We start from the raw sequence: 18,502 nt of genomic DNA on the forward strand, positions 1-18,502 counted from the left end.
GGGCAGGCTCAAGCCGCGAGTGTCGGCCGGACGTCCCCGGTCACCAGCGCATCGAAATAATCACGCGTCAATGCGAGCTGCGCTTCAGCAGTCTCGGCGCGGTTGACCACGCTGCGGAAGGCCGCGTTCTCGGGCCGGTCCTTGGCGTACCAGCCCAGATGCTTGCGCGCGATGCGCACGCCGGACGTCTCGCCGTAGAACGCGTGCAGTGCTTCGAGATGGCCGAGCAGGATGTCGCGGATCTCGCTCAGCGTCGGCGGCGGCAGATGCGTGCCGGTGGCGAGGAAGTGCGCGATCTCCCGGAAGATCCAGGGCCGGCCCTGCGCCGCTCGGCCGACCATCACCGCGTCGACGCCGGTGTGGCGCAGCACGGCCAACGCTTTCTCCGGTGAATCGATGTCGCCGTTGGCGAGCACCGGAATCGACAGTGCCGCCTTGATCGCGGCGATCGTGTCGTACTCGGCGGTGCCGGTGTAGTGCTGGTCGCGCGTGCGGCCGTGCACCGCGAGCGCAGCGATGCCGGCGTCTTCGGCGATGCGCGCGATGGTCGGCGCATTGCGGTGCTCGGCGCACCAGCCGGTGCGGATCTTGAGCGTCACCGGCACCTCGACCGCACGCACCACGGCGTCGAGGATGCGCGCGACCAGCGCCTCGTCCTGCATCAGCGCCGAGCCGGCCCAGGCGTTGCAGACCTTCTTCGCCGGGCAGCCCATGTTGATGTCGATGATCTGCGCGCCGTGATCGACGTTGTAGCGCGCCGCGTCGGCCAGCATTGCCGGCTCGGTGCCGGCGATCTGCACGCCGACCGGCGCAGGTTCGCCGTCATGGTCCATGCGTCGCAGCGACTTCTCGGTCTGCCAGAAGCGCGGGTCGCTGATCGTCATCTCCGACATCGCCAGTCCCGCGCCCAGCCGCTTGCACAGTTGCCGGAACGGCTTGTCGGTGACCCCGGCCATCGGGGCCAGGACCACGTTCGGTTCGATGCGGTAGGGGCCGATCTGCATGGCGCCATTGTCGCTGATCGGCGGACGCCGGCTAGGCGCGGCCGGCGAGAGGCGTTCAGCCGGCTGCGGTGAGCCGGGGCATCGCCAGCGCGGCGCCGACGTGCTCGGTCGACAGACCCGCATAGCGGTTGGCGAAACGCACATGCTCGGCGAACGGGTGCGCGTGCGCGGCGGCGTAGGCCGCGGCGAGGGCGCCGTTGAACGCATCGCCGGCGCCGGTCGTGTCTACCGGCTCCACCTTGTCGGCGGCGACGCGATAGAACGGCGCGACGTCGCCGCGCAACTGGTCCTCGCGGTGGGATACGAACGCGCCGGCGGCGCCGAGGGTGATCACCACTGTGCCTCGCGGCAGCAGGGTGCGGCACAGGCGGTGCAACTGCGCATCGGATGTCGTGGCGATCGTCTCGCTTTCGATGCGATGGCTGGTGTGGCGTTCCAGCAATGCAGCGAACTCGGTTTCGTTCGGGGTGAGGATGTCGGCCGCGGCCAGCAGTTCGCGCAGGCACTGCGCGTTCGCCGGCGCCGGGTTGAGCATCGTGGTGGTGCCGGACGCGCGCGCCAGGCGCATCGCCTCGAGCACGCTGTCGAGCGGCGACTCGAGCTGCGACAACAGTACCCGCGCCCCGGTGAGCGCTTCCGCCTGTCGGCCCAGCCACGCGACGCTGAGGTCGGCATTGGCGCCGGCGCCGATGACGATGGTGTTGTGGCCGGCTTCGTCGACATAGATGCCGGCAGTGCCGGTGGGCTGGCTGCTGTCGTGCACGCGCAGATCGATGCCGTCGGCTTCCGCGAGCGCGCGTGCCTGACGGCCACCGTCGTCGTCGCCCAGCGCGCACAGAAAGCCGGTCTCGGCGCCAGCGCGTGCCGCCGCGACCGCCTGGTTGAAGCCCTTGCCGCCGGGACCGGTGTGGTAACGCCCGCTCAGCGTTTCGCCCAGGCGCGGCAGAGTGGCGCAGTTCCAGACATGGTCGACATTGAACGACCCGACGACAACAACATGGCTCACTTCACATCCCCTGGTGCATCGGTTCGAGGTGCTGGCACCGCGGCTGGATCACCATGCCGCCGACAGCACGCCGGCGATCGTCGCCGTCATCATCGTCGCGATCGATCCACCCAGCACTGCACGCAGGCCCAGCCGCGCCAGGTCGGCGCGGCGTTCGGGCGCGATACCGCCGATGCCGCCGATCTGGATCGCGATGGAACTGAAGTTGGCGAAGCCGCACAGCGCATAGGTCGCGATCAGCGCGCCCTGCGGCCCGAGCGTCACGCCCGCCACGTTGCCCTGCAGGATTTCACCGAGCTGCATGTAGGCGACGAATTCATTGAGCACGACCTTGGTCCCGATCAGGCCGCCGACCGTGGCGGCATCTTCCCAGGGCACGCCGATCAGCCAGGCGAGCGGCGACAGCGTCCAGCCCAGCAGCGCCGAGAGATCGGTCGGACGGCCGAGCAGCGTCTGCAGACCGGTCACTTCGCCCATCCACACCAGCGGTGCATTGAGCAGGGCGATCAGGGCGATGAAGGCCAGCAGCATCGCGCCGACGTTCAGTGCGAGTTTCAGGCCATCGGCCGCGCCCGCGGCGGCCGCGTCGATGACGTTGGCCGTGGTCTTTTCCACGTGCACGCGTACTGCGCCAAGGGTCTGCGGTACGCCGGTCTCGGGCACCAGGATCTTGGCGATCACCAGTGTCGCCGGCGCCGCCATGACGCTGGCGGTGATCAGGTGCTTGGCGTACACGGCCTGTTGCGCCGGATCGTTGCCGCCCAGCAACAGCACGTAGGCGCCGAGCACGCCGCCGGCGATCGTCGCCATGCCGCCGACCATCAGCGTCAGCAGCTCCGAGGTCGTCATGCCGGCGATGTACGGACGCACCACCAGCGGCGCCTCGGTCTGGCCGATGAAGGCATTCGCGCAGACCGACAGCGTTTCAGCGCCGGAGACGCGCATCGCCTTGGTGATCACCCAGGCCATACCCTGGACGATCTTCTGCATCACGCCCATGTGGTAGAGCACGCTCATGAAGCTGGCGAAGAAGATGATCGTCGGCAGCACCTGGAAGGCGAACACGAAGCCGAACTTCCCGGCATCGCTGAAGTCGCCGAAGATGAAACGCGCGCCTTCGGTGGTGAAGCCGAGCAACCGGACGAAGCCGCCTGACAGCGTGTCGAACACGCTCGCGCCCCAGGGCGTCAGCAGGACCACGCACGCGATCACGACCTGCAGCAGCAGGCCCATGCCGACCAGACGCCAGTCAACCAGGCGACGGTTGTTGGAGAACAGCCACGTGATGCCGAGCAGCACGGCAAGACCAAACAGGCCGAATCCGGCCCGCAGCAGGAAATCCATGGTCGCGTGGCCCCCGGGCCCTTCGTCGAGTCGCGCAGCCTAGTGCAGCAGGGCGGCCCGGGCAACCACAGGGCCCGTGAAAACGCCGTCGTTCAGGCGTCGCGCGCTTCCACGCGGTTGCGCCCCGCCCGCTTGGCCTGCTGCAGGCGGCGGTCGGCCACACCGAGCAGGGCCGACACGTCGCCACCATCGGGCGGGAATGCGGCAAGGCCGGCACTGAAGCTCAGCGGCAGCGGGCGACCCTCGCGGTCGACGACCAGCGGCTGGATGCACATCTCGCGTCGCAGACGGTCCAGCCGCTCCCAGGCACTGCCGGCCGGACAGCGCAGCAGCAGCACGAACTCCTGGCCGCCGATCCGCGACAGCGACTCGTCGTCTTCCAGCATCGTCTGCAGGCGCAGGGCCACGCTGCGGATCGCGCGGTCGCCGGCGCGCGGGCCCGCATCGGCATTGATCCGGCGGAAGCCGTCGAGGTCGAGCAGGCCCAGCGTCAGCGAGCGGCCCTCGCGACGCGAGTCGGCGAGCTGCCGTGGTGCGTGCTGCAGCAGCCATGCCCGGTTGGGCAGGCCGGTCAGGCCGTCACGGCCGGAGAGATCCACCAGGCGCTGCATGCGATAGACGATGGCGCAGGCGATCACCGTCATCATCGCCAGCAACAGGAGGCGTTCGACCTGTCCGGCGACTGAGGACACGCCATAACCCAGCGACGCCGGGCGTGCCTCGCCGGTGCCGGCCATCAATGCGATCGCCAGGACCGCGTACTGCGCGACCGCCAGCCCCCCGACGTAGAGCGCCAGACGTCCGTCGTTGCGCAGCGCGGTGAGCGCGATCGCCAGCATGTAGAAGTTCCACACCACCACGCTGTTGAGCGCGGCGGCCGGTTCGCGGGTCGCCAGCAGGACCAGCACCAGCGTGGTCATGCTGACGTCGTAACTGCCGGTCGCGTAGGGCAGCCAGGCATGCCGGCGCTGGCGACGGGCGAGTGCCAGCCACACCTGCGCCATGAGATTGCCGAACACCGCCAGGACCAGGCCGACGACGACCGTCCGCGTGCCGTGGCCGCCACCCGCGGCGATCAGCGGCAGCAGCAGGATCAGCAACGACAGCAGGGCGCGGACGCGCGCGACCATGAGTTCGCCGCCGGCGCCGAGTTCGAGCATCACCTCGTCGGCGCGGCCGAACAGCGTGGCGACGATGCCCTGCCGGGTACGTTGCGGTGCGCGCATCAAGACGGTCCCTGTGGCAGCTGCGGCAGCATAGCGCGGGCGGTCTTCCGCACACGGCGGGCATACTTGGCCACCGCATCCGCCCGACCCAGGAGTTCCCATGCAGTACCGCCGCCTCGGTTCGTCCGGCCTGCAGCTGTCCGCATTGTCGTTCGGGGCCTGGGTCACCTTCGGCAGCCAGATCGGCCGCAGCGAAGCGCGCAATCTGGTCGCGGCCGCGTGGGACCACGGCGTCAATTTCTTCGACAACGCCGAGGGCTACGCCAACGGCGTGGCCGAGCAGGTCATGGGCGATGTCATCGCCGATCTGCGCCTGCCGCGCGACGGGTACTGCGTGTCGAGCAAGGTGTTCTTCGGCGCGGCCGCCGATCCGCGTCCCACCCAGCGCGGACTGTCGCGCAAGCACGTGCGCGATGCCTGCGACGCGGCATTGAAGCGACTGCGGGTCGAACATCTCGATCTGTACTTCTGCCATCGTCCGGATCCCGAAACCCCGGTGGCCGAAACCGTGTGGGCGATGGACGCGCTGATCCGTCAGGGCAAGGTGCTGTACTGGGGCACATCCGAATGGCCGGCGGCGCTGATCCGTGAGGCCGCCCAGATCGCGCGCGCGCACCATCTGCACGGCCCGACGATGGAGCAGCCCGAGTACAACCTGTTGCGCCGCGAACGCGTGGAGCTGGAGTACGCGCCCCTGTATGCCGAACTCGGACTCGGCACGACGATCTGGTCGCCGCTGGCCTCCGGCCTGTTGACCGGCAAATACGCCGACGGCGTGCCGGCCGACAGTCGCCTCGCGCAACCGCAACTCGAATGGCTGCAGGGCAGCGTGCTGGGCGATGCGAAGGCGAACCGTGTCGCGCGAGCGGCGCGCTTCACCGCGCTCGCCGACGAACTCGGTGTCGCGCCTGCGCCGCTGGCGATCGCGTGGTGCCTGACCAATCCGCATGTCTCGACCGTGCTGCTGGGCGCGAGCCGGGTGTCGCAACTGCTTGAGAACCTGCAGGCGTTGGAGCTGCTCGGGCGATTCGATGAGAGTGTGTGGCGGCGGGTGGAGGCGGTGACGGGGTGAGTGCGCTCTGAGAGGCGCTCCTGGATCTGGCGCGACGCTTGAGTCTTGCGTTGTATGCGCGCGCGTCATCGGCCGAGCGTCCTCCCGCGCGCTGCGCGGGGCCGAACGGGTCGGGGAAGAGGAAAGGATCGGGTTCCCGTGGATGGCCGGGCGTTGCAGGTATCAATGCGCATCGCGCTTCCGACCGCGCTCGACATGGGTCGATCTCGCACTGGACGTTCGCATCCACCAACCACTCGAAGAGCGGGGCGTGCGACACACGCCGTGGTTGAGAGCACTCGCCATCCGCTGTTGACTAGCGAATGAGAATCACTATCATCGGGGTCCCCTATCGGAGGTTCCCGACATGCGCATGTCCCAATTCCAGGATGCATCCGCGCCCCGTGACGCCACGGAGTCCGGCAATGTCCATCCGTTGACCCGCGCCGCCGAGGTCATCGAACTCGACAGCGTGCAGTTGCTGCGCGGCCAGCGCGAATTGCGCATCCGCCATGGCAACGAGATCTATCGCCTGCGCCACACCCGCAACGACAAGCTGATCCTCACCAAGTAATCCGCGCTCCCGCGTGGTCGCCCGGTCCCGATGGATCGCGCGGTGTACGCGCCGTGTCGTCCTCTCTCTCTCTCCCGAGGCCGCCTGCCTTCGCGAACCGTTCGCTTGCGCCAGTTCGCCGATCCACTTTCCGCGAGCGCCCATGCGTCCCAGCCTGCTGTCCGTGTCCCTGTGCCTGTCGTCCACTGTCGCCATCGCCGCAGTCCACGGCGTGCACTCGAAGACGAAGGTCGAACACATGGCGCAGGTCGTCCCGTTCTTCGAACGGGCGCAGGCCGTGCAGGGTGGCCGCAGCATCCGCGACGCGCAGATCGATGCGGTGTTCGCGCAACGGGTCAACACGCCGCGTGACTGATGCTCTGGCTCACCGCGCTTGTGAGCGGTTGTCGTGCCGATCACGTACCGCTCGAAGTCATGTCCGCCGAAGCCTGACCTTCTGCACCGCCCGACCTGTCCGGCTGGAGTGAGGGCAGGGTGCTTCCGCAGACCGGTTCGCGACACCCCTGCGCCTATACTCGAAGTCAGCGGCATCAGCCGCCCGAAAAGGGGTCGATCAATGGGAACCGGATTGTTTCTCGCCGTGGTGCTGGCGTTCGCCGGCGTCATCGTGCTGTTCAAGACCGTGCGCATGGTGCCGCAGGGATTCGAGTGGACGGTCGAGCGCTTCGGCAAATACACGCACTCGATGACGCCGGGCCTGCATTTTCTGGTGCCGATCGTCTACGGCGTGGGCCGCAAGATCAACATGATGGAGCAGGTGCTCGACGTGCCGAGCCAGGACGTCATCACCCGTGACAATGCGGTGGTGCGGGTTGACGGCGTCGTGTTCTTCCAAGTGCTGGACGCGGCCAAGGCGGCGTATGAAGTCTCGAACCTGGAGATCGCGACGATCGCCCTGGTGCAGACCAACATCCGCACCGTGATCGGCTCGATGGATCTCGACGAATCGCTGAGCAACCGCGAGACCATCAACGCGCAGCTGCTCAACGTCGTCGACCAGGCCACCAACCCCTGGGGCATCAAGGTCACGCGCATCGAGATCCGCGACATCCAGCCGCCGCGCGACCTGATCGATTCGATGGCGCGGCAGATGAAGGCCGAGCGCGAGCGCCGTGCGGTGATCCTCGAGGCCGAGGGCCACCGCAGTTCAGCGATCCTGCGCGCCGAGGGCGAGAAGCAGGCCGCGATCCTCGAGGCAGAAGGCGAGAAGGAAGCGGCATTCCGGGAGGCCGAAGCACGCGAGCGCCTGGCCGAGGCCGAGGCCAAGGCGACCGAGATGGTGTCCAACGCGATCGCCCAGGGCGATGTGCAGGCGATCAACTACTTCGTCGCGCAGAAGTACGTCGAGGCGTTCAAGGAGCTCGCGACGGCGCCGAACCAGAAGTTCGTGCTGATGCCGATGGAGACCAGCGGACTCATCGGTTCGATCGCCGGTATCGGCGAGCTCGCCAAGGAAGCGCTGAGCAACCAGAAGGCAGCGCCCGCACGGGTGGTGCCGCCACCGCCGCCTTCGCGCGCAGGCCTCTGACATGGAGTGGCTGCGCTGGGATGTCGTGAGCTGGGGCGCCGTCGCACTGCTGCTGATGGCGGCCGAGACCCTGGTGCCGGGCGCGTTCCTGCTGTGGATGGGATTCGCTGCCGCGGCGGTGTTCCTGGTCACGCTGTTCGTGCCCGGCCTGACGGTGCTGGTCCAGGTCGCGCTGTTCGTCGTGTTGAGCTTCGTATCGGTGCTGGTCTACCGCACATGGTTCCGCGGCCGCGAGCGCCAGAGCGACCACCCCACGCTCAACCGCCGTGCCTCGCAGCACGTGGGGCGGGTGCTGCCGCTTGAACAGGCCATTGTCGCCGGGCGTGGCCGGGTGCGGATCGGCGATGCGTTCTGGGTGGCCGAAGGTCCGGACCTGCCGGCGGGCGCGTCGGTGCGCATCGTCGGCACCGACGGCGTAAACCTGCACGTCGAAGCGGCCTGAGTCGGACTGGGCCGGCCCCCACATGCGGGGGTGAATGCGATCAGATTGCGCGCGGCACTGCCGCACGAATCGTCTGACGATTTACGCGCGGCGCCGGGCCGGCGGGGTCGAGTGAGGCGACCCCGGTTATCGGTCGCCCCATCAGGCGCAGTGCGCGCCGTCTGACACATCGCTGCGACCGATCCGCCGCGACTGGCATGGCCAACCTGCGATAATTCCGGTTTTCCGCTTGCGAGCCGGCCAGATGACGCAGAAGACGATCCTCAACGATGCCCACCGTGCGCTCGGCGCACGCATGGTCGATTTCGGCGGCTGGGACATGCCGCTCAACTACGGCTCGCAGATCGAGGAACACCATCACGTCCGCCGCGACGCCGGCATGTTCGACGTCAGCCACATGACCGTCGTCGACCTGCGTGGCGCGGGCACGCGCGACTTCCTGCGCCGTCTCGTCGCCAACTCGGTCGACAAGTTGAAGGTGCCGGGCAAGGCCCTCTACACCTGCATGCTCACGCTGGAGGGCGGCATCGTCGATGACCTGATCGTCTACTTCATGGCCGACGACTGGTTCCGCCTCGTCGTCAACGCCGCGACGCGCGAGAAGGACCTGGCGTGGATCGCCGCGCAGGCGGCCGACTTCGATGTCGCCGTGACCGAGCGTCCCGAACTGGCGATGATCGCCGTGCAGGGCCCGCATGCGCGCGACACGGTCGCCGCGTTGCTCGGCGAGGGCAACGGAAAGACCGTCGCCAAGCTCGGCCGTTTCGCCGCCGCCGCGCTCGAGGGCACCGCGTTCGGCGATCTGTTCGTCGCGCGCACCGGCTACACCGGCGAGGACGGTTTCGAGATCGTCGTCGGCGAATCGCACGCGGTCGCCCTGTGGACCGCGCTGCACGAAACCGGCGTCGCCCCGGCCGGTCTCGGCGCGCGCGACACGCTGCGCTTGGAAGCCGGGCTCGCGCTCTACGGCCAGGATATGGACGAGACCGTGTCGCCGTTCGAGGCCGCGCTCGGCTGGACCGTCGCGCTCGACGCAGGTCGCGCGTTCAACGGCCGCGCACTGCTCGAGTCGCAGGCCGACGGCGCACCCCGGCAGATGATCGGCCTGGTGATGGACGACAAGGGCGTGCTGCGTCACGGCCAGACGGTGGCGACCGCGAACGGCGCCGGCGAGATCCTGTCGGGCACGTTCTCGCCGACGATCGGCAAAGCGATCGCGTTCGCGCGCGTGCCGGCGGGCGACCCCGGTGAGGTGACCGTCGATATCCGCGGACGCCAGGTGCCGGTGCGCGTGGTGAAGTTCCCGTTCGTGAAAAACGGACAGCCGGCAGACGGCGTCTGATGCGCGTCACTCGGCATCGTCGTTACACTAGCGCCACCTTCCCGATCGAACGTTTTCCCCGGAGCCGACCATGAGCGAAATCCCTGGTGACCTGAAATTCCTGAAGTCCCACGAGTGGGTCCGTATCGAAGGTGACGGCAAGGTCACCGTCGGCATCTCCGACCATGCCCAGGGCCTGCTCGGTGACCTGGTCTATGTCGAACTGCCCGCCGTCGGCGACGACATCCAGGCCGGTACCGGCGTGGCCGTGGTCGAGTCGGTCAAGGCTGCTTCCGATGTGTACGCGCCGGTGTCGGGCACGATCACCGCGGTCAACGAAGCGCTTGCCGACAAGCCGGAGACGATCAACGAAGACGCGTATGGCGAAGGCTGGTTGTTCGTCGTCGAATTGAGTGAGCCCGACCAGCTCAACGAGCTGCTGGCGCCCGACGACTATGCCGAGCAGCTCGAGGGCGAAGAAGACTGACGTCTTCGCGCCAACCGTCTTGCACATCGACCGGTGCGTTCCGAGAGGAACGCGCCGGTTTTCGTTTCGGCCGTTCCGATTCTTCGACGTGACGGCGGCGTCGCGCGAGCGCGCCACTGCATGACCCGTCGAGTACTTCGAAGCACGACGCGCGCATCGTTCGACGCGTTCGAAGGCCGCGCATTTTTCGCGCAAACCGATCCCGCAACCGCGCAAACGCGGCGCATGCATCACGGCGAGATTTACGTTGCGGTGGGGTGGGTGATTGTTTTTTCACCACGCCGAGAATGCGCGTTCGCGCATCGCCGAAAAACAGGTCTCGGAAGTACCACGATGTATTGGTGCCTTTTTTTATGATGTTTTGCGACGGCGTTTCGCGCGCGATGTTTGCAGTCGTGTGTCGTATCGACTCATATGCCGGGTGGCGCAGCGACGCTTTGCCCCGCACGCATGGAGACGGTGCGGAAAAAAAAGTGCGGCGACCTGTTGACAGTGGAAAAAACCGTGTTTAGGTTTCGCCGCAACACACGTCCGCACCGAAACGAGTGAGTCGAACCACGACACCAGCGCGCAGCACAACTCGAACCTCTGCCAGGAACATCACACGGTGGATGCGGGCGTCGTCTCCGCTGCGAAATCTCCCAACCCTTTTCCAGACCTCCGCGACAGTGTTGGCGCGTGCAGGTTTCGCTTTGCCGGGGCGATGTCGTGCAGTCGACGACCCACCCTTCGAATCCGGTCCGATGCGCGGTGCGCGTCGGCGGTTGTGCGCGGGTCCAACTCCCGCGTGCCGTTTGAGAACTGGGCCGCTGTACCTGCAAGTCCACTGACGAGGAGAGCCATTCCATGGCCACGAAGAAAGCCGTAAAGAAAGCGCCTGCCAAGAAGGCGGCCAAGAAGACCGCGAAGAAAACCACCGCCAAGAAGGTGGTGAGCAAGGTCAAGAAGGCTGTGAAGAAGGTCGTGAAGAAGGTCGCCAAGGTCGCCAAGAAGAAGCCGGCGGCGAAGAAGGCCACCAAGAAGGTCGCGAAGAAGAAGGTCGCTGCCAAGAAGACTGCGAAGAAGGCAGCAAAGAAGACCACCAAGAAGGTCGCCAAGAAGAAGGTCGCCAAGAAGTCCGTAGCGAAGAAGGCCACCAAGAAGGCTGCCAAGAAGTCGACTGCCAAGAAGACTGCGAAGAAGGCGACCAAGAAGTCCGCAACCAAGAAGACTGCGAAGAAGTCGACTGCCAAGAAGGCCACGAAGAAGGCCGCCACCAAGAAGGCAGTGACCAAGAAGGCTGCGACCAAAAAGTCTGCAACCAAGAAGGCCGCCACCAAGAAGCGTGCACCGGCCAAGCGCACCAAGAAGTCCGCGCCGGTCGTGATTCCGCAGATGCCGACGCCGCTGATCTGACGTAGCTTCAATTCGTCATCGAAAGCGCTTCCTCCGCGTGCCCAGGCGGAGGAGGCGTTTTTTTTGGCCTGTCGTCAGGGGCTCGAGTGTGCAGTCCCAGGCGAACAAGTATCCGGTCGTTTTACTGGGGGCCGCGTTGACGGATCGCCGCATGACGCAGGGACAGAGCGAAGCGACACCATCGCCCCGCTTCGAGCGACGTACATTGCAGGCATCCCGGGTCCAGCGAACCGGGAGGGCTCACACGGTCCGTGACGCACAGTGCGCGCACGCGAAAGCGCAGACGTAGAAACGGACAAGGCCGCCCGAAGGCGGCCCCGTCATCTCTGGAGTGCCGACCGCGTTTACTCCGGCGTCGCCGCCGCGCGGTGGGTGGTGCTGCCGGCCGACTGCGTCGAGGGCTGCGATGGGGCGCGCTGCGCATGCAGCGTCTCGAGGTTGGGATCGACATCCAGCCAGCGTTGCGGCGGCAGACCGATCGCGCGGTCGAGGATCGTCGGCAGCAGGCCGGAGGGCAGGCTGCTCTCGCTGTTCCACAACACCACCATGCCGAAATCACGGTCGGGAATCATCGCCATCAGGCCGCGATAGCCCTGCACGGCACCGCCGTGGAAGACCACGCGCTGGCCGGCGTAGTCGTAGACGCGCCAGCCCAGGCCATAGCCCGCGGCGTCGAGCCGATCGCGGCGCCACGACGAATTGCGCATCTCCGGCGGTGTGCCGACGATCGGAGCCTGCAGCGTCGCCAGCAAAGGCGCGGGGAGCACGTCGGGGCGATGACCGGTCTGCGCAACCAGCCACTGCGCCATGTCGCTGATGCTCGCATTGACGCCGGCGGCCGGCGCGAGCCGGTAGTAAGTGGGCTTGGGCATCAGCGATGTCCAGCCGCCACCGGCGCGCACGTGCGGCTTCGCCCAGCGCGTGCTCGCCTGGATCCCTTCAAGCCCGTAGCTCGCGTCGTTCATGCCGAGCGGCTTGAAGATCCTGCGCGAGACAGCCTCACTGAAGAACTGGCCGGACGTCGCAAACACCACGTCGCCGACCAGGCTGAAAGCGACGTTCTGGTAGGCGTAGCAGTTGCCCGGCTGGCAGCTCATCGGCGCGGCCGCGAGACGCTGCACGAGATCGTGATAGTCGGCGTTGCGCTCGATATCGCGATCGTAGGTATTGCGGCCCAGACCGACACGATGGCTCAACACGTCGGCGACGGTGAGCTGCTGCGCGGCCAGTGGATCGGAGAACCGCAGCGACGGCAGGTAGTCGACAATGTGGCTGTCCCAGCGCAGCGCGCCTTCGGACACGAGCATGCCGGTCACGGTGCCGGCGAAGGACTTCGACAGCGACGCCAGCCGGAACACGGTGTGTGCATCGACCGGTTCGGCTGCCTTGACGTCGGTGATGCCGTAACCGCGCGCACTCAGGATCTGGCCCTTATGCACGATCGCCATCGCGAGACCCGGCACGCGCTGGTTGGCGACGAGATCCTGGGCCATCGCCTCGAGCAAGGTGACGTCGAACGTGGATGCCAGCGGCTTGTCCTGACCGGGCACGCGCGGCTGCGGCTTGACCGCGTCCTCGCGGCTGACGATGGCCGGCCGGTTGGCCTGCTCGTCGAGCGGCACGATCGCCGTGATCTCGTCTTCGCTTTCGTTCTCGATGACATCGGTGGATGTCGGCGCCTGTGCGGCAGAGCCCAGTGCAGCAGGCAGCAGCAGGCCGATGAGACCCAGCCGGACGAGCGGCCGGCGATACGGATGTCGGCTTTTCATCGGACCTGCCCCCTGCGTATGCTCTGGTGCTGCGGCGATGATAGCGCCTGTGTAATGGATTGCATGAACAAGGGGAAGTTTGATGGCTAGCGCGTTGATCCTGCTGGTATTGCTCGTTGTCGTGGCCGCGGGTCTGGCGCTGTGGGGCGTCGGGATCTACAACGGGCTGATCACCGCCCGCAATGCATACAAGAATGCGTTCGCCCAGATCGACGTGCAGTTGCAGCGCCGTTTCGACCTGATTCCGAATCTGGTCGAGACCGTCAAGGGCTACATGAGCCACGAGCGCGAGACGCTCGAAGCCGTGACACAGGCGCGCAACCTGGCGCAGGCCGGCCTGTCCGCGGCGAAGGCCGATCCCGGCGATCCGGCGGCGATGGCGCAGCTCGCGCAGTCGCAGGGCATGCTCAACGGCGCGCTCGGTCGTCTGCTCGCGGTGTCGGAGGCGTATCCGGACCTCAAGGCCAGCCAGAACATGATGCAGCTCACCGAGGAGCTGACCAGCACCGAGAACAAGGTCGCGTTCGCGCGTCAGGCCTACAACGATTCGGTGATGGCCTACAACAACAAGCGCGAGGTGTTTCCCTCGAGCGTCCTCGCCGGCATGTTCAATTTCAAGGAAGCGGCCTTGCTCGACATTCCGGCAGATCGCGCGGAAGTGCGCGAGGTGCCGAAGGTGTCGTTCTGAAGCCGTGATTGGTGATTCGGGATTGGTGCTTCGAAAGCGCAGAGGCAGGTGCGCGCCACCGGCACGTCGGGTGGCGCGTGGCGGGCACGTGTTCTGCCGGCCTTCGCTTCTTTCAGTCAGGGCTTTCAACGGACGAATGTCCCCATTACCAATCTCGGCCTCTGCATGAACTTCTTCGAACGCCAGGCCCAGGCGCGGCGCAACAGCACACGACTGATCGCGCTGTTTTCGCTCGCGGTGCTGGGCATCGTGCTGATGGTCGGCGTGCTGGTCCTGCTGATCGTCGGTCCGCGCCCCGGCCCGCTGCTGGCGGCTGCGGTGGCAACGCTCGCGGTGATCGGCCTGGGATCGCTGTTCCGCATCGCGTCGCTGCGCAGCGGCGGCGACACCGTGGCCCAGCAGCTCGGCGGCGTGCCGGTGGCGGAAGACACGCGCGATCCGCAACTGCGACGGCTGCGCAACGTGGTGGAGGAAATGTCGATCGCGTCCGGCGTGCCGGTACCGAAGATCTACGTGCTCGAGCAGGAAGCCGCCATCAACGCGTTCGCGGCCGGGTACTCGACATCGGACGCCGTGGTCGCGGTGACCCGCGGCGCGCTCGACCGGCTCAACCGCGATGAACTCCAGGGCGTGGTCGCACACGAGTACAGCCACATCCTCAACGGTGACATGCGGCTCAACATCCGGCTGATCGGCGTGCTGTTCGGCATCCTGATGATCGGGATCATCGGCCGCAAGATCCTGATCCACGGCCGCGGCTTCCGGAACAGCGCGACGATCGTAGTGATCGTGGGTGCACTCGCGGCGATGGCGGTCGGCAGCCTCGGCATGTTCTTCGGCCGCATGATCAAGGCCGGCGTCAGCCGTTCGCGCGAAGTGCTGGCCGATGCATCGGCGGTGCAGTTCACCCGGCAGACGGCGGGCATCGCCGGTGCGTTGAAGAAGATCGGCGGGCTCGACAGCGGCTCGCGCCTGGCGCATCGCGAGGATGCGGAGGAAGTCAGCCACATGCTGTTCGGCGACGGTGTGGGCCTGAGCGGCCTGTTCGCCACACACCCGCCGCTGATCAAGCGCATCCAGGCGTTGGAGCCCGGCTTTCGTCCCGAACAGCTGGCGCGTCTGCAGCAGCAGTGGATGGCGACGCCACCCGACGGCCTGCAGGAAGACGTGGCGCTGGGCCTGGTCGCGCCTGGCGAGGCATTGCCGCAGCGGGAGCGCGCGCTGGCGGTCACGCCGCCGATGGTTGCGGCGCAGGTCGCGCATCCGCACGACGACGACTACGCCCGCGCGCATGCGCTGGTCACCGCCATCAGCGATCCGCTGCACGACGTCGCGACGCATCGCGAAGCGGCGATGCCGCTGGTGCTCGCACTGCTGTTCGACGACAGCGATGCCGTGCGCGGTCGGCAGCACACCGAAATCGTCGCACGCATGGGCGCGTCGGTGGCGACGGAAGCGGCGCATCTGCGCGAGACCCACCTGCTGGCGCTGCACCCGATGCTGCGCATGCCGCTGGCCGCGCTGGCGTTCCCGGTGCTGCGTCGGCGCCCCCGCCCGGAACTGGCGACGTTTCTCGACACCGTGCACGCGGTGGTGCACGCCGATGCGCGGGTTTCGCTGTTCGAGTACTGCCTCGGCCGGCTGCTGGAAGTGCAGCTGCGCGAGACGCTGGATCCCGGACGTCACATCCGGTTCGGCCGCCGCAAGCCCGGCAACGTGAAGCAGGAATTCGCGACGCTGCTGGCCGTGGTCGCGCAGGCCGGCAATCCCGGCGACAAGGCCGCCGCGCAACGTGCCTACCTCGCTGGCATGCATCGCGTGCTGCCGCGCGATCACGTGCCCTACGCGCCGCCGGCCGGCGGCGTGCAGGCGCTGGACGATGTGTGGGAGCCGCTCGACGCGCTCGATCCGCTGGCCAAGCAGGTGATGGTCGAGGCGATCACCGCGGCTGTGAGTCACGACGGCCTGGTCAGCGTCGCCGAGTCCGAACTGCTGCGCACGATCTGCGGCGTGCTGCATTGCCCGTTGCCGCCGACGCTGGAACAGCTTCCGCATTGAGCCGCTTCGCCGAAGGTCGCAGTGACGCGCATGCGCCGGGGGTCGAGGATGACGGTACCGCCTGACCGGAATCCGCAATGACCGAACCGCGTCCTGGCGCGTCGCACACCACGCTCGGGACGGCGTTCGTGCTGCTGTGGTGCACCGGCTACATCGCCGGCAAGCTGATGGTGGACCACGCGGCGCCGTTGACGGCACTCGTCTGGCGCTTCGGCCTGGCAGGTCTCGTGTTCGCGGGCCTCGCGCTGGCCGCGCGCGTGTCATGGGGCGATGCGCGATCGCTCCTGCACAGTGCGGTGACCGGCGTGCTGATGCTCGCGCTGCAGTTCGGCGGCGTGTATCTGGCCTTGTCCTGGGAGGCGAGCGCCGGCGTGGCAGCGCTTGTCATCGGCACGATGCCCATGGTGGTGGCAGTGCTGGCGGTAGCCGGCGGTGACGAACGTCTGGCGCCGATCCAGTGGGCCGGTTTGCTGCTCGGCCTGATGGGCGTGGCACTGGTGGTCGTGGATCGCATCGACGGCGCAACCGGATGGGCTGCGTGGCTCGCGTTGCTCATCGGCCTGGTAGGGATCAGCGTCGGTACCGTGTACCAGAAACGGTTTGCCTCGCTGGGCGATCTGCGTGCGGGGCTGGCGGTGCAGAACCTGGCAGCGACCGCCGTCCTGCTGCCCGGTGCGCTTTGGCTGGAGGGGTTCCGCTTCGCGCACGCGTCCGACTTCTATCTGCCCATGCTGTGGACAGTGGTGGTCAACTCGCTCGGTGGGTTCGCGCTGCTGTTCGTGCTGATCCGGCGGGGCGCGGCAACGCGCGTCGCCGCGTTGTTCTTCCTGATGCCGCCGGTGACGGCCGTGTTCGGCAGCTGGGTGCTCGGCGAGCATCTCACTGTGCTCAAGCTCGGCGGCTTCGCGCTTGCGGCCATCGGGGTGTGGCTGGTGACGCGACCGGCTGTGTCCGCGGTGCGTTAGCCCGCGCGGATCGCGGCGGCAGCCCGCTCCGCGATCATGATCACCGGTGCATTGGTATTGCCGCCGGGCAGCGTCGGCATCACCGAGGCGTCGATGACGCGCAGGCCCTCGACGCCGCGCACGCGCAGTTGCGGGTCGACCACCGCCGCGTCATCGCCGCCCATGCGGCATGTGCCGACCGGGTGATAGACGGACTCGGCCTTCGCGCGGACGAAATCGGCCAGTTCGGCATCGGTGAGGTCGTTGCGTGCCGGGAAGATCGGCGCGCCGCGGATGCCGTCGAACGCGGCCTGCGACAGGATCGTGCGCGAGATCCGCGCGCACTCGACCATCATCTTCAGATCGAATCCATCGGCATCGCTGAGGTAGTTCGCCTCGATGCGCGCCTTGTCACTGATGCGATTGCTGACGAGGGTGACACGGCCGCGGCTGCGCGGACGCAGGAAGCACGCGTGCAGGGTGTAGCCGTCGCCGGCCAGGCGATTGCGACCATGGTCGTCGAGCATCGCCGGCACGAAATGGAACTGGATGTCGGCGCGGTCGTCGGGCGCCAGCGGCGAGCGGTAGAAGCCGCCGGCTTCGGCGATGTTGCTGGTGCCGGGACCGCGACGGCCGCGCGCGAAGTAATCCCACGCGATCGCGACATCGCTTGCGCGGTCGTAGGTGATGCGTTGCGTCGCATGGAACAGGGTGCAGATATCGAGATGGTCCTGCAGATTGCCGCCGACGCCGGGCGCATCGAGCACGATCTTCAAGCCCTGACGGCGCAGATCGTCCGCCGGGCCGATGCCCGAGAGCATCAGCAGCTGCGGCGTGTTGATCGTCCCGCCGCACAGCAGCACCTCGCGCGTCGCCGGCTGGTGGAACGCGCCGCGCGCGGTCGAATACACCACGCCCGTCGCACGCCCGTGTTCGAACGTCACGCGGCTGGCGACCGCGCCGGTCTGGATGGTCAGGTTCGGGCGCGCCCGGGTGTCGCGATCGAGATAGGCGGTTGCCGCCGAACATCGCGCACCATCGCGCTGGGTCACCTGGTACAGGCCGACGCCCTGTTGTCGCGGGCCGTTGAAGTCGTCGTTCGCCGGTAGCCCCGCCTGCTGCGCGGCTTCGATGAACATCCGGGAGACCGGGTTGACGTAACGCAGGTCGGACACCGTCAGCGGACCGTCGTCGCCATGCAGTGCATCGGCGCCGCGCGTGTTGCCTTCGCTGCTGCGGAACCACGGCAGCACGTCGTCCCAGGACCAGCCCTGCGCGCCCTGTGCGGCCCAGTCGTCGTAGTCCGCCGCGACGCCACGGATGTAGCACATGGCATTGATCGAGCTCGAACCGCCGAGCACCCTGCCGCGCGGCCACCACAGCGTCCGGTTGTCGAGCTGCGGCTCGGGCGCGGTGTCGTAGTCCCAGTTCACGCCCTTGCGGTTGACCAGCTTCGCCAAGCCCGCGGGCATGTGGATGAAGGGATGCGTGTCGTTCGGGCCCGCTTCGAGCAGCAACACGCGCACGCCGGGATCGGCGCTGAGCCGGTGGGCGAGCACGCAGCCGGCGGAACCGGCGCCGACGATGATGTAGTCGTAGACAGGAGCAGGGCGGGGAGGCATCGCGGCAAGGTAGGCAAGGGGGCTAGAGCATATGCTCCGCGCA

17 protein-coding genes are annotated in these 18,502 nt (G+C 67.4%); 11 read left to right on the top strand and 6 right to left on the bottom strand.

The genetic code is table 11. The annotated features are described in order from the left end of the window. Nucleotides 1–8: 8 nt before the first annotated feature. The 4 genes from dusB to AC3IRM_RS04155 all read right to left on the bottom strand — a co-directional run bounded on the left by dusB (nt 9) and on the right by AC3IRM_RS04155 (nt 4,580). Nucleotides 9–1,004 carry a tRNA dihydrouridine synthase DusB gene (gene dusB / locus AC3IRM_RS04140; RefSeq protein ID WP_489204994.1) on the bottom strand — a complete coding sequence of 332 codons (996 nt, stop codon included), beginning with the start codon at nt 1,002–1,004 and terminating at the stop codon, nt 9–11. 55 nt (nt 1,005–1,059) lie between these two features. Beyond that, nucleotides 1,060–2,010: a ribokinase gene (locus AC3IRM_RS04145; RefSeq protein ID WP_489204995.1), complete on the bottom strand. Its 951-nt coding sequence runs from the start codon at nt 2,008–2,010 to the stop codon at nt 1,060–1,062. 48 nt (nt 2,011–2,058) lie between these two features. After that, nucleotides 2,059–3,354 (bottom strand): NupC/NupG family nucleoside CNT transporter, encoded by a 1,296-nt coding sequence (locus tag AC3IRM_RS04150; protein ID WP_489204996.1) that lies wholly within the window; start codon nt 3,352–3,354, stop codon nt 2,059–2,061. Nucleotides 3,355–3,446: 92 nt separating this feature from the next. After that, entirely contained in the window at nt 3,447–4,580 is a 1,134-nt protein-coding gene (locus AC3IRM_RS04155) for a GGDEF domain-containing protein (protein ID WP_489204997.1), read from the bottom strand. Between the two features lie 100 nt (nt 4,581–4,680). Between AC3IRM_RS04155 and AC3IRM_RS04160 the strand changes: the two genes are divergently transcribed. The 8 genes from AC3IRM_RS04160 to AC3IRM_RS04195 all read left to right on the top strand — a co-directional run bounded on the left by AC3IRM_RS04160 (nt 4,681) and on the right by AC3IRM_RS04195 (nt 11,378). Beyond that, entirely contained in the window at nt 4,681–5,652 is a 972-nt protein-coding gene (locus AC3IRM_RS04160; RefSeq protein ID WP_489204998.1) for an aldo/keto reductase, read from the top strand. A 346-nt stretch (nt 5,653–5,998) separates the two neighbouring features. After that, nucleotides 5,999–6,205, top strand: a complete 207-nt coding sequence (gene hemP, locus AC3IRM_RS04165) for a hemin uptake protein HemP (RefSeq protein WP_489204999.1) — start codon at nt 5,999–6,001, stop codon at nt 6,203–6,205. Nucleotides 6,206–6,347: 142 nt separating this feature from the next. Then, complete coding sequence (locus AC3IRM_RS04170; RefSeq protein WP_489205971.1) at nt 6,348–6,560, top strand: hypothetical protein; 213 nt, start codon at nt 6,348–6,350, stop codon at nt 6,558–6,560. A 201-nt stretch (nt 6,561–6,761) separates the two neighbouring features. Continuing rightward, entirely contained in the window at nt 6,762–7,733 is a 972-nt protein-coding gene (locus tag AC3IRM_RS04175; protein ID WP_310151444.1) for an SPFH domain-containing protein, read from the top strand. 10 nt (nt 7,734–7,743) lie between these two features. After that, nucleotides 7,744–8,175: an NfeD family protein gene (locus AC3IRM_RS04180; protein ID WP_489205831.1), complete on the top strand. Its 432-nt coding sequence runs from the start codon at nt 7,744–7,746 to the stop codon at nt 8,173–8,175. A gap of 244 nt (nt 8,176–8,419) precedes the next feature. Then, nucleotides 8,420–9,517 (top strand): glycine cleavage system aminomethyltransferase GcvT, encoded by a 1,098-nt coding sequence (gene gcvT, locus AC3IRM_RS04185; RefSeq protein ID WP_489205000.1) that lies wholly within the window; start codon nt 8,420–8,422, stop codon nt 9,515–9,517. A 70-nt stretch (nt 9,518–9,587) separates the two neighbouring features. Beyond that, nucleotides 9,588–9,983 carry a glycine cleavage system protein GcvH gene (gene gcvH / locus AC3IRM_RS04190; RefSeq protein WP_159678074.1) on the top strand — a complete coding sequence of 132 codons (396 nt, stop codon included), beginning with the start codon at nt 9,588–9,590 and terminating at the stop codon, nt 9,981–9,983. Nucleotides 9,984–10,829: 846 nt separating this feature from the next. Further along, nucleotides 10,830–11,378, top strand: coding sequence for a hypothetical protein (locus AC3IRM_RS04195; RefSeq protein WP_489205001.1), 549 nt, complete (start codon nt 10,830–10,832; stop codon nt 11,376–11,378). 344 nt (nt 11,379–11,722) lie between these two features. On the opposite strand, the gene AC3IRM_RS04200 is transcribed toward AC3IRM_RS04195, so the two are convergent. Then, nucleotides 11,723–13,147 carry a serine hydrolase domain-containing protein gene (locus AC3IRM_RS04200; protein WP_489205002.1) on the bottom strand — a complete coding sequence of 475 codons (1,425 nt, stop codon included), beginning with the start codon at nt 13,145–13,147 and terminating at the stop codon, nt 11,723–11,725. An 82-nt stretch (nt 13,148–13,229) separates the two neighbouring features. Here AC3IRM_RS04200 and AC3IRM_RS04205 point away from each other — a divergent pair, with 82 nt between their 5' ends. The 3 genes from AC3IRM_RS04205 (at nt 13,230) to AC3IRM_RS04215 (ending at nt 16,858) form a co-directional block, all read left to right on the top strand. Beyond that, entirely contained in the window at nt 13,230–13,835 is a 606-nt protein-coding gene (locus tag AC3IRM_RS04205) for a LemA family protein (protein ID WP_489205003.1), read from the top strand. 165 nt (nt 13,836–14,000) lie between these two features. Next, nucleotides 14,001–15,893 (top strand): M48 family metallopeptidase, encoded by a 1,893-nt coding sequence (locus AC3IRM_RS04210; RefSeq protein ID WP_489205004.1) that lies wholly within the window; start codon nt 14,001–14,003, stop codon nt 15,891–15,893. Between the two features lie 77 nt (nt 15,894–15,970). Next, a complete protein-coding gene (locus tag AC3IRM_RS04215; RefSeq protein WP_489205005.1) occupies nt 15,971–16,858 on the top strand; it encodes a DMT family transporter in 888 nt (295 codons plus the stop codon). Here the strand turns inward: AC3IRM_RS04215 and AC3IRM_RS04220 are convergent. After that, nucleotides 16,855–18,459 (bottom strand): GMC family oxidoreductase, encoded by a 1,605-nt coding sequence (locus AC3IRM_RS04220; protein WP_489205006.1) that lies wholly within the window; start codon nt 18,457–18,459, stop codon nt 16,855–16,857. The genes AC3IRM_RS04215 and AC3IRM_RS04220 overlap by 4 nt on opposite strands. Between the last annotated feature and the right edge of the window lie 43 nt (nt 18,460–18,502).

The sequence above is a fragment of the Luteimonas sp. KH_071 genome (genome assembly GCF_057838005.1).

What these genes read in the sequence shown, in the direction of transcription:
- dusB (WP_489204994.1), bottom strand. Translation starts at nt 1,004, where the DNA reads ATGCAGATCGGCCCCTACCGCATCGAACCGAACGTGGTCCTGGCCCCG.
- AC3IRM_RS04150 (WP_489204996.1), bottom strand. Translation starts at nt 3,354, where the DNA reads ATGGATTTCCTGCTGCGGGCCGGATTCGGCCTGTTTGGTCTTGCCGTG.
- AC3IRM_RS04155 (WP_489204997.1), bottom strand. Translation starts at nt 4,580, where the DNA reads ATGCGCGCACCGCAACGTACCCGGCAGGGCATCGTCGCCACGCTGTTC.
- AC3IRM_RS04160 (WP_489204998.1), top strand. Translation starts at nt 4,681, where the DNA reads ATGCAGTACCGCCGCCTCGGTTCGTCCGGCCTGCAGCTGTCCGCATTG.
- hemP (WP_489204999.1), top strand. Translation starts at nt 5,999, where the DNA reads ATGCGCATGTCCCAATTCCAGGATGCATCCGCGCCCCGTGACGCCACG.
- AC3IRM_RS04170 (WP_489205971.1), top strand. Translation starts at nt 6,348, where the DNA reads ATGCGTCCCAGCCTGCTGTCCGTGTCCCTGTGCCTGTCGTCCACTGTC.
- AC3IRM_RS04175 (WP_310151444.1), top strand. Translation starts at nt 6,762, where the DNA reads ATGGGAACCGGATTGTTTCTCGCCGTGGTGCTGGCGTTCGCCGGCGTC.
- gcvT (WP_489205000.1), top strand. Translation starts at nt 8,420, where the DNA reads ATGACGCAGAAGACGATCCTCAACGATGCCCACCGTGCGCTCGGCGCA.
- gcvH (WP_159678074.1), top strand. Translation starts at nt 9,588, where the DNA reads ATGAGCGAAATCCCTGGTGACCTGAAATTCCTGAAGTCCCACGAGTGG.
- AC3IRM_RS04195 (WP_489205001.1), top strand. Translation starts at nt 10,830, where the DNA reads ATGGCCACGAAGAAAGCCGTAAAGAAAGCGCCTGCCAAGAAGGCGGCC.
- AC3IRM_RS04200 (WP_489205002.1), bottom strand. Translation starts at nt 13,147, where the DNA reads ATGAAAAGCCGACATCCGTATCGCCGGCCGCTCGTCCGGCTGGGTCTC.
- AC3IRM_RS04205 (WP_489205003.1), top strand. Translation starts at nt 13,230, where the DNA reads ATGGCTAGCGCGTTGATCCTGCTGGTATTGCTCGTTGTCGTGGCCGCG.
- AC3IRM_RS04210 (WP_489205004.1), top strand. Translation starts at nt 14,001, where the DNA reads ATGAACTTCTTCGAACGCCAGGCCCAGGCGCGGCGCAACAGCACACGA.
- AC3IRM_RS04215 (WP_489205005.1), top strand. Translation starts at nt 15,971, where the DNA reads ATGACCGAACCGCGTCCTGGCGCGTCGCACACCACGCTCGGGACGGCG.
- AC3IRM_RS04220 (WP_489205006.1), bottom strand. Translation starts at nt 18,459, where the DNA reads ATGCCTCCCCGCCCTGCTCCTGTCTACGACTACATCATCGTCGGCGCC.